This window comes from Marivirga sp. (genome assembly GCF_051117495.1).
Lineage (GTDB): Bacteria > Bacteroidota > Bacteroidia > Cytophagales > Cyclobacteriaceae > Marivirga.
The window spans coordinates 78,718-94,441 of sequence record NZ_JBNPEF010000013.1; the positions used below are offsets into that span (position 1 = coordinate 78,718).

Annotated in this window: 14 protein-coding genes; 7 read left to right on the forward strand and 7 right to left on the reverse strand. The window is 33.5% G+C overall.

All coding sequences use genetic code 11. The annotated features are described in order from the left end of the window. Positions 1 to 81 precede the first annotated feature (81 nt). The 4 genes from ACFE0M_RS07130 (at position 82) to xseA (ending at position 2,851) form a co-directional block, all read left to right on the forward strand. Positions 82 to 429: a DUF202 domain-containing protein gene (locus ACFE0M_RS07130; protein ID WP_434545061.1), complete on the forward strand. Its 348-nt coding sequence runs from the start codon at positions 82 to 84 to the stop codon at positions 427 to 429. Positions 430 to 501: 72 nt separating this feature from the next. Beyond that, positions 502 to 1,425, forward strand: a complete 924-nt coding sequence (locus ACFE0M_RS07135; protein WP_434545062.1) for a universal stress protein — start codon at positions 502 to 504, stop codon at positions 1,423 to 1,425. Continuing rightward, the gene (locus ACFE0M_RS07140; RefSeq protein WP_434545063.1) at positions 1,425 to 1,601 is read left to right on the forward strand and encodes a hypothetical protein; all 177 of its coding nucleotides are present in this window, start codon (positions 1,425 to 1,427) and stop codon (positions 1,599 to 1,601) included. Before ACFE0M_RS07135 ends, ACFE0M_RS07140 begins: the two co-directional genes overlap by 1 nt. Beyond that, positions 1,601 to 2,851: an exodeoxyribonuclease VII large subunit gene (gene xseA / locus ACFE0M_RS07145; protein WP_434545064.1), complete on the forward strand. Its 1,251-nt coding sequence runs from the start codon at positions 1,601 to 1,603 to the stop codon at positions 2,849 to 2,851. Before ACFE0M_RS07140 ends, xseA begins: the two co-directional genes overlap by 1 nt. Before the next feature lie 21 nt (positions 2,852 to 2,872). Here xseA and ACFE0M_RS07150 read toward each other — a convergent pair whose 3' ends face one another. After that, positions 2,873 to 3,655, reverse strand: coding sequence for a TIGR02757 family protein (locus tag ACFE0M_RS07150; protein ID WP_434545065.1), 783 nt, complete (start codon positions 3,653 to 3,655; stop codon positions 2,873 to 2,875). 2 nt (positions 3,656 to 3,657) lie between these two features. Further along, positions 3,658 to 5,160, reverse strand: coding sequence for a LysM peptidoglycan-binding domain-containing protein (locus ACFE0M_RS07155; protein ID WP_434545066.1), 1,503 nt, complete (start codon positions 5,158 to 5,160; stop codon positions 3,658 to 3,660). Positions 5,161 to 5,402: 242 nt separating this feature from the next. On the opposite strand from ACFE0M_RS07155, the gene ACFE0M_RS07160 reads away from it, so the two are divergent. From ACFE0M_RS07160 to ACFE0M_RS07170, 3 genes are read left to right on the forward strand one after another with little or no spacing between them, the layout of a single operon-like run. Next, positions 5,403 to 6,749, forward strand: coding sequence for an NfeD family protein (locus ACFE0M_RS07160; protein ID WP_434545067.1), 1,347 nt, complete (start codon positions 5,403 to 5,405; stop codon positions 6,747 to 6,749). 6 nt (positions 6,750 to 6,755) lie between these two features. Next, complete coding sequence (gene kdsB / locus ACFE0M_RS07165) at positions 6,756 to 7,496, forward strand: 3-deoxy-manno-octulosonate cytidylyltransferase (RefSeq protein WP_434545068.1); 741 nt, start codon at positions 6,756 to 6,758, stop codon at positions 7,494 to 7,496. Next, positions 7,493 to 8,173 (forward strand): nitroreductase family protein, encoded by a 681-nt coding sequence (locus ACFE0M_RS07170; RefSeq protein ID WP_434545069.1) that lies wholly within the window; start codon positions 7,493 to 7,495, stop codon positions 8,171 to 8,173. The genes kdsB and ACFE0M_RS07170 overlap by 4 nt, the downstream gene beginning before the upstream one ends. A 38-nt stretch (positions 8,174 to 8,211) precedes the next feature. Here ACFE0M_RS07170 and ACFE0M_RS07175 read toward each other — a convergent pair whose 3' ends face one another. The 5 genes from ACFE0M_RS07175 to ACFE0M_RS07195 form a co-directional block, all read right to left on the reverse strand. Beyond that, on the reverse strand, positions 8,212 to 12,222 hold the full coding sequence (locus ACFE0M_RS07175) for a T9SS type A sorting domain-containing protein (RefSeq protein ID WP_434545070.1): 4,011 nt from the start codon (positions 12,220 to 12,222) through the stop codon (positions 8,212 to 8,214). 108 nt (positions 12,223 to 12,330) lie between these two features. Next, complete coding sequence (locus tag ACFE0M_RS07180; protein WP_434545071.1) at positions 12,331 to 14,142, reverse strand: sensor histidine kinase; 1,812 nt, start codon at positions 14,140 to 14,142, stop codon at positions 12,331 to 12,333. Next, entirely contained in the window at positions 14,139 to 14,762 is a 624-nt protein-coding gene (locus ACFE0M_RS07185) for a response regulator (RefSeq protein WP_434545072.1), read from the reverse strand. Before ACFE0M_RS07185 ends, ACFE0M_RS07180 begins: the two co-directional genes overlap by 4 nt. A gap of 116 nt (positions 14,763 to 14,878) precedes the next feature. Continuing rightward, positions 14,879 to 15,289 carry a hypothetical protein gene (locus ACFE0M_RS07190; protein WP_434545073.1) on the reverse strand — a complete coding sequence of 137 codons (411 nt, stop codon included), beginning with the start codon at positions 15,287 to 15,289 and terminating at the stop codon, positions 14,879 to 14,881. Beyond that, positions 15,286 to 15,711, reverse strand: coding sequence for a hypothetical protein (locus tag ACFE0M_RS07195; RefSeq protein ID WP_434545074.1), 426 nt, complete (start codon positions 15,709 to 15,711; stop codon positions 15,286 to 15,288). The genes ACFE0M_RS07190 and ACFE0M_RS07195 overlap by 4 nt, the downstream gene beginning before the upstream one ends. Between the last annotated feature and the right edge of the window lie 13 nt (positions 15,712 to 15,724).

The window sequence follows — 15,724 nt, forward strand, 5'->3', positions numbered from 1 at the left end:
CAAATTTCATAAAAATAAGTAAATAAAATAACGATAAAGCAATAAACAGATTTAAGATTTTTTGATATCTAATTTTTTAACATGATGAGAAAATTAAGAATTCCTAAGATAGTCCCTGATTACCAAAATAAAGAAAAGATTATCTTAAGAGATTTTTTAGCTTTAGAAAGAACAACCCTAGCCAATGAGCGGACTTTGTTTGCCTATATACGCACCAGCTTGTATTTAATTTTGGGTGGAATTGCATTTTTAAAAATGGAAAGTTTGGAAACAGTCCAATGGCTTGCATATTTATCATTCGGAATTAGTTTTCTGATGATAATTTATGGACTTGTTCGCTATTTCAAATTAAAGCGAAAACTTCAAAAATTTTATGATGAAGATTCCATGAAACCATTTGAAGAAGAGGAAAAACAAGAATCCGCATAATTTTATCCCTCTTTTTAATTAGTTTAATATTTAGTGTTTGTACCTTTGTAACCGAATTCAGAATTAAGCTTTATGTATCCAATTAAAAAAGTAATTATAGGATTAGATTTAAGTGATTTAGACAAAACCATGGTGGAGTTTGCAGACTTTTTAGCAAAGGCTTCTGCTGTGGAAGACGTCTATTTTGTCAATGTAATTAAGAACCTTTATGTACCTAAGGAGGTATTGAAAGAATTTCCTGATATGGTAGAGAATGCTATCAAGGAAAGAAAAGGTGAAATGGAGAAAAAATTCGAAAAATTCACAACTGGAGATCATAAAGCTAATTTCCATTTTAACGTGCTAACAGGAAAAATAGCAGACAGCATTCTAAAATTCACCAAAGAAAAAGATATTGACTTGATCGTTATGGGGAGAAGAGAAAAAGCAGCTGAAAGTGGTTCTCTTGCTCAAAGATTGGCTAGAAGGGCCGCATGTAGTCTGTTGATTATTCCAGAAGGAACCGTGGCTAAAATGGATAAAATATTGGTTCCAAGTGATTTTTCAGAGCATTCTAAATTGGCATTGGAAGAGGCCATTAATATTGCTCAACTCAATGATAACTCCACTGAAATCACAGTTCAAAATGTATTTACCGTTCCTACCGGATATCATTATACCGGTAAAACTTTTGAAGAATTTACAGAGGTGATGAAGAAAAATGCTGTAAAGAATTATAAAAAATTCATGAGCACAATCGACACAAAAGGCATCAAATTGAAGGCCGTTTATTCACAAGACACTAACGAAGATGTTACGACCGATATGGTTGATAAAGCACATGACATTGGTGCTAATGCCATCATTGTGGGAGCCAAAGGCCGTACTGCCACTACAGCCTTCTTTTTGGGAAGTATTGCAGAAAGATTAATTCAATTGGATAATGACATTCCTTTAATGATCGTAAGACCCAAAGGAAAGAATGCAGGATTTTTGGAGTTTTTAAAAGAATTATAATGCGTAAAACCATAGAAAAATTCTATGATTGGCTTTTTGCAGATAAAGAAAGTGAAGAGGTAGTTCCCTATGCCAATAAGCGTTTTATGTTTTGGTTTTCTATTATCAGTTTTGCTGTGGTATTATTTTTCATCATAAAAGATGTAGTTAAAAATATTCAAAACGTGCAACCCTAATGCAGCACATTTCACTTACAGACCTCAATTTATTAATCAAAGATACGCTTAACACTCAATTGGAGCCCTCCTATTGGGTGGTAGCTGAAATTGGGGAATTAAGAGAAGCCCGAAATGGACATTGTTATCTGGAGTTTGTGGAAAAGGATGAAGAAAGCAATCAATTGCTTTCAAAAAGTAGGGCTACCATTTGGTCATATAGTTATAGAAGCATCAGTGCTTGGTTTCAATCTATTACAGGGGAAAGTCTAAAAGCTGGTATGACGGTATTGGCCAATGTGCAAATACAATTTCATGAGGTTTATGGTTTAAGCCTAAATGTAAAGGATATAGATCCTAATTTCACCTTGGGTGAAAGAGCCAGGAAAAAGCAGGAGATTATAGCACAACTCAAAGAAGATGGTGTTTTTGAGATGAATAAAAGCCATCCACTTCCAATGGTGCCACAACGAATTGCCATTATCAGCGCTGAATCTGCGGCCGGATACGGTGACTTCATGAACCAAATAGGCAATAATGATTATGGATATCATTTACATAGCCAGCTTTTTGTGGCCACCATGCAAGGAGATAAGGCAGCCAAAACCATTATTGAGGCCTTACACCAAATCCATGAACAAATGGAGGAATTTGATGCAGTTGTATTAATTCGCGGGGGCGGTGCTCAGGTGGACTTGGATTGCTTTGACGATTACGAACTGGCTTCCCATATTGCCCAATTTCCTTTGCCTATTTTTACAGGTATTGGCCATGAAAGGGACGAGACTATTTGCGATTTAGTGGCTCATACCAAATTGAAAACACCTACTGCTGTTGCGGAATTTTTGATTAGAGGCATGAGGATTTATGAAGAAAAAATCAATCTGGCTACCAATAACATTTTGGCTTACCTCAATCAAAAAGTAGAAAGAGAGCAACACAAGCTCAATGACCGAAAACATTCTATGCGGTATGCCTTAAAAAAGCATTTTAATAAAGCCGAAAACCAATTGGGTCGTTATCAGCAGAAATTACAATATGATGTCAGAAAAAGCTTTCAGAACACCCGACAAAAGCTTGAAATTTATGAAAAAACCTTAGAATTGGTGAATCCTGAAACTGTTTTCAAAAAAGGTTACTCCTACACTAGCCTGAATGGCAAAAGCATCATGGGACAAAAATTGAAAAAAGGGGATGAATTGAAGACTATTACGGCTAATCAGGAAATTAAAAGTAAAGTGGAGGCTTCTGAGAAAAGAGATTATTCATAATCTAAAATTCCTAATTCGTAATTACTTCCCATACCCCTCCATTATCCCCAACCCAAAAAGTGCAAAATCATATTTAACCGGGTCATTAGCATCCATTTTTCTTAAAACTTGGGTTAGTTCTTCTGCGGTTTGCCAATCGGTTTGTTTTCTTTGGATTAAACCTAATTTCCGAGCTACCCTATCGACATGCAAGTCGCAAGGGCAAATTAAATCTGCAGGTTTAATTTGATGCCAGATACCGAAATCAACTCCCCTATCATCTTGTCTGACCATCCACCTTAAGAACATATTAATTCTTTTACAAGCAGATTTCCTTTCAGGAGTAGCAATATGTTTTCGAGTGCGTTGTGGGGCTAAATCCGATTCAAAAAAGAAATGATGAAAGGAAATTAAGCTTTCTTTCATGAATTCGTTCTCAGATGATCTGCCTAAAAGGAATGCTTCCTCTAAACTATCATGCTTTTGATAAAGTGCTTTAAAGAAATGAATAAAATAAAGGGTGTCAATATCATTAAAAGTTCTATGCTTGAAATGCATTAAATCTTTCAAGTCATGATCTGAATGATTTAAGATAAACTCATGAGGTCTATTGCCCATCATGGCCATCAATTCCTTGCATTTATTGATGATGGTCTTTCGCTGACCCCAAGCCAAAATGGAAGCAAAAAAACCAGCTATTTCTATATCCTGCTTTTTCGTGAATAAATGTGGAATACTAACTGGATCATCTGCAATAAAATCAGGACGATTATACAAATCATACTTTTCATCCAGCAAGGATTTTACTTCCTCAAAATGCTTCATTATCAATCCTTCAATGGAAGATAACTGATTTCAACTGGGAATTTATAATCTACACCACCTAGTTTTTCAAAAGCCTTTTTAGAAATCCTGATCACTACTTTTTCATCTACACCCGTGTTGGGTAATTTGCCTAAAACCCTTACAAAAACGATCTGATCATTCAAATCATTACGCACCTGCATAATGGTACCGATTTTAGCAGTTCTATGTAGTGCTAAATACTTTTCAGTACCCTCAGAACCTTCAATTACTTCCGCAACGCCTTTTTCTTTGATTTTATCAATTTTAGGCATATCATCTTCCTCCACAGTAAAGTAAGCTTTAGTATCTTGTTTTTGTGGATTTTCTGATGTTTTAGGCTTAGTTGATTCAAAAACAGGCTTTTCATCATTTTTAGCATCGTCTATTTCAACATCGGCCATTAATGCATCAGGATTTTGAATGTATAATTTTTGTCCTTTGCTAATTTGATAATTATCAAGGCTGTTCCATTTTCTTAAGTCCTCCACTTCAACTCCGTATTTTTCGGACAGGCTATATAAAGTTTCACCAGACTGAACAGTATGTATCCTAGATTTATCAACTGAATCCGTACTATTTTCTTCCTTTTCTAGATCAGCTGATTTTTCTTTTTCAATTTCAGGAGGCACAATTTTAATTACTTCCCCTCCAACAAATGGTTCTTTAAATTTATTCCATTTCTTAAGTTTCGATGCTTGCAAGCCATAAATTTTAGCTACTTTTTCATAAGTCTCTCCTTTTTTAGCATTATGAAAAGTCTGAACACTTGGCGTCTGATATTGATTTTTAGGCTGTTCTATTTCCTCCTCTTTTTCCTGTTTTGATTCCGTTTTCACAATTAATTTTTGTCCAACGGCTATATTATTGTCTTTTAAATCATTTAATTCAATGATTTCACTTTGTGTAACCCCATATTGTTTAGAAATACTGTAAATAGTTTCCCCTAAATCCACTACATGCACTACTTCTTCTTTTTGCACAATTTCTTTTTCACTATCTTGTTTTTTATCACCTGAAGGGAATCTAGCAGGATTACTGACCCATAATTTTTGTCCAATATCTAAAGTGGTTGATTCTAAATCATTCCATTTCATGATATCATCTTGACTGACATTATATTGTTTTGAAATAGAATAGATGGTTTCTCCAGCATTAACTATATGCTGCTTTCCATCGGGCTTTTGCGTAGATACTCCAGATGAAGAAGCAAACTCTTCTTCTTTGTAAGGAATCAACAATTCTCGACCAATTTGATCGATTTTATAGCCATCCTTCTCTTGAGGGTTCACCTCTTGGATTTCCGCTACTGAAACATGGTAACGTTTCCCCAATGAGTAAAGCGTTTCTTTAGGCTCCAATTTATGGATGATATATTTTTTCCCGTCAATAACTTTTATCCCAACAGAATCAACTGTAGAAGCATTAACTCCTAACGAGCTCATTAATAAGAAAAATAAACTGATGAATGAAATTTTTATCTTCATGCTTTAAAGGTATCCGATTGCTTTACAAAAATGGTTATTATGTAATGATAAGTAAAATAAATTTGGGTTTTTAATTCTCAAATCATAAAAGAAAACGTGATTTTGTTTTACGGATTATAAAAGTAACCGTTTATTAATTAAATCTATTTTAATATGTACTTTATAGAAAATTTAAAAAATGTCGTTGCTTATTATTGTTGCTTAAATACTATTCTCTTAAATTGAATGCATAATTTTATTACATGAAAAAAACAGCCTTAATTTTATTTTTACTCAATATTATTCAATTTCCAATTTTTGCTGACACCCTATCCACCAAGCAAGAAGTATTCATTATGGAAATCAAAGATCAGATTGATGCCAGAACCAAACGTTACGTTGATATTGCTCTACAAGAAGCCAAAAACAGGGAATCCACACATATCATAATTGAAATGAACACTTATGGCGGAGCATTATACGATGCAGATGAGATACGATCCGCCCTATTAAATTTGGATATTCCAGTCTATGTTTTTATTGATAATAATGCTGCCTCTGCTGGTGCATTAATCTCAATTGCTTGCGATAGCATTTATATGGCCCCCGGTGGAAGTATAGGCGCGGCCACAGTTGTAAATCAATCAGGTGAGGCAGCACCAGATAAGTATCAATCCTACATGCGTTCTATCATGAGATCAACGGCAGAAGCCAAAGGTCGGAATCCACAAATAGCAGAAGCAATGGTGGATGAAAAACTAGAAATTGAAGGGATCACAAAAGCAGGAGAGGTAATTACCTTTTCAACATCAGAAGCAATAAAAAACAATTTTTGTGAAGGCCAATTCAATAGCACCACCGAATTATTAACGCATTTGAATTTAGATGCCACTAAAGTTCATCGATTTAAAACAAGTACTACAGAATCAATCATTTCCTTTTTTATCAATCCATTTATTAGCGGAATTTTAATCCTTATCATCATAGGGGGAATATATTTCGAATTACAAACGCCTGGTGTTGGATTTCCAATTATGGCCTCCATTATAGCCTTAGTATTGTATTTGGTGCCATATTATTTGAACGGATTTGCAGAAAACTGGGAGATACTGGCCTTTATAATAGGATTGGTATTAATAGCCATCGAAGTTTTCGTTATCCCAGGATTTGGCATTTTTGGAATTTTAGGATTGATACTGACTTTAGGTTCCTTGGTATTTATGATGCTAAATAATGAAATGTTTGATTTCGAATTTGTGCCAAGTGAAAATATAACCAGGGCTTTATTGACCACTCTAACTGGATTATTTGGAAGCATAATTTTAATGTTTATCGGGGGAGTACGTTTAACCAATAGCAAATTCTTTAAAAGAGTTGCATTACAAGGAGTTCAATCAAAGACTGAAGGGTATTCTTCTCGATTTATAGCCGCTGGAATGGCTGGTAAAACCGGAGAGGTATTTTCGGTTCTAAGACCAAGCGGAAAAGTAGAAATTGAGGGGGAATTGTACGATGCGCATACGAGAGGAGAGTATTTAGAACAAGGAGAAAAAATAGTGGTAGTAGATGAAAGTGGAACGAGTTTAAAAGTAAAAAAAGCTGAAAACTAAGAAAATATGGACATAATTGGAATCATCCCTGCAAGATATGCCTCAACCAGATTTCCCGGGAAGCCATTAATTGATATAGGGGGTAAAACCATGATTCAAAGAGTGGTGGAGCAGTGCAAGAAAAGCAAGGCGCTGAAAAAAGTCATAGTAGCTACGGATGATGAACGCATTTTCAATCATGTTAAAGACTTAGGCCATGAAGTTTATATGACAAGCCCAGACCATAAAAATGGAACAGAGCGATGCCATGAAGCATTAAAACTAGTGGAAGGAAGTTTTGATTTTGTTATTAATATTCAAGGAGATGAGCCTTTTATAGACCCACAGCAGATAGAACTTTTAGCGGGTATTCTAAACAGAAAGACAGAAATTGCTACTTTAATTAAAAATATTGATGATCTAGAAGATTTAAAAAATCCTAATGTCATAAAGGCTCTTAAAGCCGATAGCGGTTTAGCTTTATATTTCTCTAGGTCTCCTATTCCCCACATGCGTAATATCCCTACTGAAGACTGGATGAAAAGTCATCAACACTATAAACATATCGGTATTTATGCATATAGAGTTGACATTTTGGCAAAATTAGTAACCCTTTCACCAACCCCTTTGGAATTAGCTGAATCTTTGGAACAATTAAGATGGATAGAAAACGGATATAGAATAAGAACCGCAATTACCCCCATAGAAACTATTGGAATTGACTCCCCCGAAGATTTGGAAAGGGCTTTAAAGGAAATGCCATTATGAAAGAAAAATTAATAAAAGGATATCCTCATATCAAATTAAACCACCAAAAGCCTAATTTGGCAACAATTCAAAAAGTATGTGAGGATTTCTACTTATCAATGGATAAAAGAAGGTCAGTTCGTGAATTCTCTGACCAAGACATTCCCAAAGAAGTAATTGAAAACATCGTTAAAACTGCATCCACAGCTCCATCAGGTGCTCACAAACAGCCTTGGACATTTTGTATTATATCTAATCCAGCATTAAAAAAGAAAATAAGGATTGCTGCGGAAGCAGAAGAAAAAGAAAGTTATGACAGCCGAATGAGCGATCAATGGTTAAAAGATTTAGAGCCCATAGGCACGGATTGGGAAAAACCCTTTTTGGAAAGAGTTCCCTATATCATAGTAGTTTTTAAAAAAATCTATGATGAGGAAGAAGGGCAAAAGAAAACCAATTATTATGTAAATGAATCTGTCGGGATAGCTTGTGGATTTTTGATCTCCGCAATTCATCAAGCCGGATTAGCCACTTTAACCCACACTCCAAGTCCTATGAATTTTCTATCTGAAATTTTGGAAAGACCCAAAAACGAAAGACCCTATTTGCTGTTACCTGTTGGATTTCCTGCGGAGGAGACTTATGTGCCTAAGCTTGAAAGAAAAGGATTGAATGAAATTGCCATTTTTTTTGAGTAAAAAAAAGAGGCTCATCTTAAGAGCCTCCCTAATCGAATTTATTCCTTAATAAATTTACGTTTTACAGTTCCTCGTTGACTTTGCAGGATCAAGAAATACATCCCTTTTTTAAGATGGCTTACATCTATTGAAACATTTTGAGTTCTATTTTCATCACTTTGAATTAAAGTACCATTCGCTTCATAAATCATAATTTTAGTAGTTCCGTGCTTAATATTTCCTAAATCAACTTTCAGTCGATTCGCAACAGGATTAGGATATAATTTAGTATTAAAAGCATCCTGAACAGATAAAATTGTTTCAGTAACTTCAAAAGGCTCAGACATAAACCCACATCCATTTAAGATAGCTTCAACAGAATAAATACCTGTTGAGTTGACCAATGGTCGCTCTTGTATGGATAATTGATTTCCATCCTCATCGTACCAAATTAAACTATTGTAAGGTATGTTCTGAACAAAAAGCTCTACATCTCCATTTTCCAACCTATTAGATTCTATTATTGGGATATCAGATTGAACTACGCTACCTGAAATATTAACATCTGAAGTGGTTATTGATTCACACTGTCCGCTTATTATACATTGATAGTTAAAATTCAGATTTTCATCTGTTACTATAAACATTAAAGTATCATCGTTTACTGAAGAATAGATCTCACTTTCAGCAAGATCGACAAAACCATTTCCTTCGTCCACTTGCCATTGATAATTTAATGATTCTCCTCTTGTATTTACATATAAATATGTCTCGCTCTCAAGACAAAGTAAATTCCCTATTATATCAACTTCCGAAAGCGGGCCTTGCAATAAGGTTACTTCATTCATAATAAATTGAACTGTATCACTCGTGGCAGACTGATTACAATTATTACCGTTAGTTACAACAGCTCTAAAATAAGAACCGTCTAAATTCATATTTGAATTATCATTACCATCTAATTTGAGTGTATCCTCACTGCTGAAGGCAGAATAGCTACCATCTATTGTTTCAGAACGTTCCCAAAGAATATTAATATTGTCTCCTTGAGTACCTACAGTAAAAACAGCTTCTTCATCCTGCTGAAAACAAATTATTTGATCTTCTGGTTGGGCTGTAATAGAGGGGGCTTCTTCAATGAATAATCGTGAAGTGTCAGAATAGAAGTTCGATGAACAACCCGTAATAGATAATCTATAATAGTTTGAATCTAAATCTAATGCAGCTGAATCTATACTCAAAACTCGCTCAGAAGTTCCTGAATAGAACATATCATTTGTTAAATCTGAAAAAGCTGTCCCATCACTTGAAACTTGCCATTGGTAATTAAAGAAATTGGAATTTATTCCATCATAATTACTCAGTGATCTATCTATTCTAGCATAATCACTGTCCTCACAAACCGTAAGGTTCCCTGTACTTTTAGAAACGTTGAAATTAGGATCGCTATATATAATTAGCCTGACACTTTGAGAAGTTTTTTCACATAAGCCATTCTCACTAGTGACCACGCAACGATACAATCTATTCATAGCTCCACTGTTATTCGTAATATTTAAAGTATCATTTTTAGCTCCAGAATGACTATTATCTTCTGTCACTTTTATGAATGAATTGGAATCGAAATATTCCCATTGATAGCTTACGTTAGCTTGATCAGAATCTACCACAAACATAGATTCTGTATTTTCACAGGCCTCAATATCTCCACTGATAGTGATCTCTGGAAATTCATCAATAATAGCTTGTACTGTATCGGAAACTACATTACATGGTAATACTACTGCTCGATATTGTATATCACTAAATTCTTTATGGGCAGTGAAAGTAAAAGAAGTATTATTTCTTCCATCTAAATCTATAAATCCGTTACCATCTAAAGAATCCACCTGCCACTGAAGCATTTCACCATTCTCTAAATCAGCTTCAAGACTAAAGCCAACAGATCTACCAGATCCATTAGTATCACATTCAGTCACATTAGTTGGTTGTCGAGTGATTCTGTTTCTTGATGGCTCACTATCTACAATAATTAATCTAGTTGAAGCTTCCCCTTCGCAATTGGTATTTGAATTTGTAGCAACACATTTATAGAACACTGTTCCACTGCTATTAATATGTTCCATCGAATTATCTGCGCCTGTGATCTGAAGTGTCTCAGTATTAACACCACTGTAGATACCTCCATTGGCTAAGTCTTCATAGTTTGTGGTGTTTAAATTATAAATTTGCCAGCGATATGTCAGGTTTGCATTAGTTGATGTAGCCGTTAAACTGATATCACCACTATCACACAGAGCAACTTCACTACCTGAATCAATTGCAAAATCTGGTGCAGGATTAACTGTTAGCGTAGCAGGATCAGAAATAACCTCTGTTTCACAACCTCCCGCAATTACTCTATACTGATTTCCATTCATTTCAATATTTATATTGTCCACTTTGAGAGTAAAGCTGTTAGCACCTGTATAAGTAAAATTATTACTTAAATCCACAAATCCTTCTTCATCAGTTGACTTCACTTGCCATTGTAAATTTTGCGTATTACCGGAAATAGTGAATGTAAATTCAACACCATCATCATATTGACATGCCGTAACATCAGCAGGTGAAGTATCAAAAGTAGGATTCTCCGCTACAAATAGTCTTACGTCCTCTGATGTACTATTACAATCTGCATCTGAAATAATCACACGGTACCTATGCCCTTCTGTAAAATCTATATTACTAATTGTTAAAATATTTGAGGTAGTATTACTGTACTTTCCACCTTCAGGAATATCTGTATATAAACCAGATCCTCCATTGGTGTTTTCCTGCCATTGGTAAGTAAGATTTGTACCGGTAGCTTGTACAGTTAGCTGAGCAGACTCCCCTACGCATTTAGTTGTATTTGTAGGTTGTTGGTCAATTGTGATGTTACTACAATTTTCTAACTTGGCGATGGTGTTAGCAGTTTTTCCTCCATAAATATCAAAATCCCCTACTGCAATAAATTCATCAAGTGTTTCATTATATAGAATACTTTTTACATTTGAAGTGGTACTGCTTTCAAAATTATTACCTACAAAAAAGTCAGTTTTTGATAAGGTTGCTGGATCACCATAGACAACACCAAATTCTCCTGAAATGAAAAAGTAATCATCATTATCAGCTACTTTCAAATCTGTCAATTCCACTGGAGCAGTTCCAGTCGTAGAAACAAAATTATCATCTACATAGGAACCATCAGATTGATATTTTACAAAAACAACGCCAGCACTAGATGTATTTTGAATGGTATAAACATCTCCATTATTATTAATTTCAATTTGTATAATTGGTCTTGAACTAATAACATGTTGAGCATAATCAGGGACAAAATTTTGATCAAAATCTCCAGTCAAGTAATCAAATCTGGCAATATTAATCGGACTGAAAATTCCAACTGAATTAAATCTCCCAACAATATATACATCATTATTATTGTCAACCGCTATGTCCTTAACAGCTGCACTGGTCCCAGTAAGTGTTCTTACTGAAAAATCATTGTCCTCTGCACCTGTGGAACTCAAGTGCTGAGCAATTTCGACATCACCGCTTACTTCTTGACCAATATATAGCTTGCTTAATTGTTCATCCAAACCTAATTCTTGAATGGTGCCTCCAGCAGATAAATTGGTCCGACTGAAATTAAATCCCCCATCAATATTACCAGTATTATCTATTTTTAAAACTTCATCGGTAAATGTTCCTGAAATATAAATATTATCACTAGCATCTATTTCCATATCAGTTATGCTAGTACCAGAAAAAGTAGCACTTAAATCGCCAAAACCTGTATCTAAGGTTCCATCAGCATTCAATCTGACCAAACCTTCTCTAGCGGTTCCATTGTAGCCTGTAAAATCACCTGCTACAATGTACTTTCCATTCGAATCCATTAACACAACATTTGGAGACCCTCCGGTAAACCCAGCACCCACATTGCTATTGAAGTTTTCATTTAGCTCGTAATCTTGAGCCTTGACAATAAGAACAGTATTTATAATTAAAAAAATACTAAGAAGAGACTTGTAAAATAAACGCATTATACACTAAATTTTTATTTTAAATTACTATTGTAAATATTCAAAAATTTAATGCTTTCCTTATACCTCTTATGAGGTATTATTTAATTTTTGATCATATATTATAATCTATCTGATTAATATTTGAATTAAAACTCCTTTTTTATGACTTTTATCATCTATTTTGAGTTCTCCATTAAGAAGTTTTATCCTATTTTGGATATTTAAAAGCCCTATTCCCTTTTCCGCTGCTTTTAATTCAAATCCAATACCGTCATCCTCATATTGAATCTTAATCCCATCTTCAGAACAGAAAAATTGAAAACTAACAGTACTAGCTTCACTATGCTTAATGGCATTTTGTATTAATTCTTGAACAATCCTAAAAATATGGAGGGTGACTTCACCAGATGGATTATAAAATTCCCAACCATGGAAATGACTTATGAATTTTATATTTTTATTAGAGGAAAGAATACAGAGCTCTTTTATCTCAAATTGTAAATCTTTGTTTTTTAATTGAGGGGTAATTAAACCATGACTCAAATTTCTGACCGTATCAACAGTATGTTGTAGAAGGCTCCTCAAATACTGATTCTCTTTGGTAATTTGTTGCTTTACTACAGCCAAATTAGCTCCAATCATATCATGAAGTTCACGGCCCACCAAATTCCGTTCTTTTTCCTGACTTTCAACTGTTGCTAACAGTAAATTCCTTTGATGTAATTTTTGAGCTTGTACTAAAGAGGTTCTTTCTTTATAAATTTTATAATTCTCCCTTGCTACAAGTATAAGAAAAGTGAAAATTTCAACTATAGACATGATCAATAGGATAGCATATACATTTATATTTTCATTTTGAATTACACCTAAATTGGGAAAGGTATTAGTCAACCAAAAAACTGTAACGTAGAATGTATAGATCGTCAACAATAAAATAGCATTTGGTTTCTTTAAAATGGCGGCTCGAAATAAAAATATCAATTGAAAAACAAATATTAGGGCAGAAACATAAATTGCATAATATGTTATAATGAGTAAGATTTTAGTATCCTTGATTGGATCAAATAGTACTAAGATAAATAAAATGGAAAAGCCCCCTACTAAATACATCATGAATTTCCACATTTTAGGGTTCAGCTTTTTTATAGGGGTTAAAGCATTTAAAAACATTGGAAAAGAATAGACTACAAATATATTTCCCAAATGCTTTATATCTATTATGGAATTTCTACTGTCCTGATTCAGAAATAGAAAAAAGTCACCCGTTTCTACCCCTACAAAAAGTATAATCCCAACAAGTAAAAGAGTATAATATAGAAATAACCTAGTTCTTATAAAAAAGAACAGTATTGTAGATAAAATTATAGAAAACAGCATAATGCCCTTCCAAAACCACTTTAAGGATTGATAATCATTATTAATTTCCCTCATTTTATTTTCAGAGAGTAAAAATAAATTTGCTCTGAGTGGTAAATAGCGATGGTCAAGCCTCAGATATAACTGATAAGTTGAATTTGGCTGCAAATCCAATTTAAAAGGATAGCCTGTTGATTCAATTACCTTATCATGATACGGACGGGCAGTTCCAGTTTTAACCTTCTTGATTATTTTATCCTTCTTAAAAACAAATAAATCCATATACTCGATATGATGATAAGGAATATATAAAAATTTTGATATTGAATGATTACTAACATTTTGGATATCAAAATGTATCCATTGAGGGTGTTCAGCTATACCAAAATTTAAATTAGCTTCTTGCCCTCCTTGCCAATCAAAAGTATTGACATCATTAATTTTAGCATTATCCGTGTAATCTGAATAAGTTTGAAAGTTTTGCGAGATTTTAAAAATATCCTCAATTTGAGCTATATTAATAGGTTCAGCACACCACAAGATATTTGGTATCAGCATGAATAAAATGAAGAATCGCCTCATTTCACTAAAAAATTCTGCTTTGCATAACTAATTATATCACTTAGTTCATGCATTCCAAGCTTAGTTCGGATGTTTCTTTTATGTGTTTTTACAGTCTCCAAACCAACTGACAAGTGATCTGAAATCTCCAAATTACTAAATCCTTTCACCATCAATAATATTATCTCCTCTTCCCTGTCTGAAATATTATTTAATTGATTTGAATATTTGCTATAAAATCTAACAATTCTAGGAGAGTAAAATTGTTGTCCCTTTAAAATGGAATTTATTGCCTCAGTCAAATAATCATCATCATCTTTTAATAAATAGCCCTCAATTTGAAAATCTTTACATTTTTTGATAATTGATAACTTCTTATGCATGCTAATGACTAAAATAGGAATATTAGGATAGGATTCCCTTAGCTCATTAAAAAAAGTAAAGACATCTTCACTAGGAAGTTCTATGTCACAAATTAACAAATCAATTTCCGGAAAAATTGATTTACGTTTCTTAAATTCAGAAATAGAATCAAAACAGTTAATGTTAGAATTTTTAAATTTTTGTGAGATTAACTCTTCGAGTCCTCTAAGGAAAATAGTATGATCGTCTATGACAGCAAAAAAAATTGGCTTTTTCATACAAAAAAATAAACTTTCTCATAAGTTAAAAAATAATCTACTTATTTAAAAGTTAAACCAATATTATATAAACTTATGTATTTATGATAATTAAACCTTATTGGAATAAATATTCACTATAATTTTATTTTCTCCTTTCCATCTATCAATAGAATATGACAGCAATCTTTACCAATTATCATTTTATGCTTAACTACTTTGGATCCATTTCTAATGCCAATAAAAGTAACCTCCATTCCCTCAAATGATACACTATCCATTTCGCCATCAGTAGCTACAGGATAAAAACCCTCCTCCAGCTGGGTTAATTCTTCATCTATGGTGACATTAAAGTCTTTAAATTCAGTGTAATAACTATCTAATTGAACAGGATTACCATCTTTATCCTGTATTTGTAATTTTATGACCCTAAATTCCATAGTGCATATTACATCAGGATCACAAGGATTATCCTTATTCGATTTATTTTGATCTTGACAAGTAGCTGCCAATGAAAAAAAGCAAAAGATAATTAATAAATTTTTCATACGTCTTCTATTACAATTTTGTCATCCCCTTCGATTAATATAACATGACAGCAATCATGTCCAATCACCATTTGATGCTCAACCAAATTTTTTCCATCTTTCTCTCCTACAAAAATTAAAGTGGTACCCTCCCTATCTATTTCGTCCATTTCAGCATCAGTAAGGACAGGATAAACTCCCTGACCTTCTTGAATTTCATTTAAAGTAAATTCAAACTTTTTTCTAGAATCTAAGAAAGTGTAGAAGTCATCTAAAATCACAGGTTCCCCTTCTAAATCAACTATTTCCAATGTAATACTCCTAAACTCCTCTGTACATATTTTTGAAACTGAATCACAATCATCAGAAGATAGGTTTTCTTCTTCACAAGAAAATAATGAAATTGAGAAAGCAATTAAAAAATATAAACCCCTGAATTTCATAGCATTTGCTTTA

Bases quoted from the DNA above. Each gene is read 5' to 3' on its own strand.
- xseA (WP_434545064.1), top strand. From the start codon at position 1,601: ATGCAGCACATTTCACTTACAGACCTCAATTTATTAATCAAAGATACG.
- ACFE0M_RS07170 (WP_434545069.1), top strand. From the start codon at position 7,493: ATGAAAGAAAAATTAATAAAAGGATATCCTCATATCAAATTAAACCAC.
- ACFE0M_RS07195 (WP_434545074.1), bottom strand. From the start codon at position 15,711: ATGAAATTCAGGGGTTTATATTTTTTAATTGCTTTCTCAATTTCATTA.
- ACFE0M_RS07180 (WP_434545071.1), bottom strand. From the start codon at position 14,142: ATGAGGCGATTCTTCATTTTATTCATGCTGATACCAAATATCTTGTGG.
- kdsB (WP_434545068.1), top strand. From the start codon at position 6,756: ATGGACATAATTGGAATCATCCCTGCAAGATATGCCTCAACCAGATTT.
- ACFE0M_RS07130 (WP_434545061.1), top strand. From the start codon at position 82: ATGATGAGAAAATTAAGAATTCCTAAGATAGTCCCTGATTACCAAAAT.
- ACFE0M_RS07185 (WP_434545072.1), bottom strand. From the start codon at position 14,762: ATGAAAAAGCCAATTTTTTTTGCTGTCATAGACGATCATACTATTTTC.
- ACFE0M_RS07160 (WP_434545067.1), top strand. From the start codon at position 5,403: ATGAAAAAAACAGCCTTAATTTTATTTTTACTCAATATTATTCAATTT.
- ACFE0M_RS07140 (WP_434545063.1), top strand. From the start codon at position 1,425: ATGCGTAAAACCATAGAAAAATTCTATGATTGGCTTTTTGCAGATAAA.
- ACFE0M_RS07135 (WP_434545062.1), top strand. From the start codon at position 502: ATGTATCCAATTAAAAAAGTAATTATAGGATTAGATTTAAGTGATTTA.
- ACFE0M_RS07155 (WP_434545066.1), bottom strand. From the start codon at position 5,160: ATGAAGATAAAAATTTCATTCATCAGTTTATTTTTCTTATTAATGAGC.
- ACFE0M_RS07150 (WP_434545065.1), bottom strand. From the start codon at position 3,655: ATGAAGCATTTTGAGGAAGTAAAATCCTTGCTGGATGAAAAGTATGAT.
- ACFE0M_RS07175 (WP_434545070.1), bottom strand. From the start codon at position 12,222: ATGCGTTTATTTTACAAGTCTCTTCTTAGTATTTTTTTAATTATAAAT.
- ACFE0M_RS07190 (WP_434545073.1), bottom strand. From the start codon at position 15,289: ATGAAAAATTTATTAATTATCTTTTGCTTTTTTTCATTGGCAGCTACT.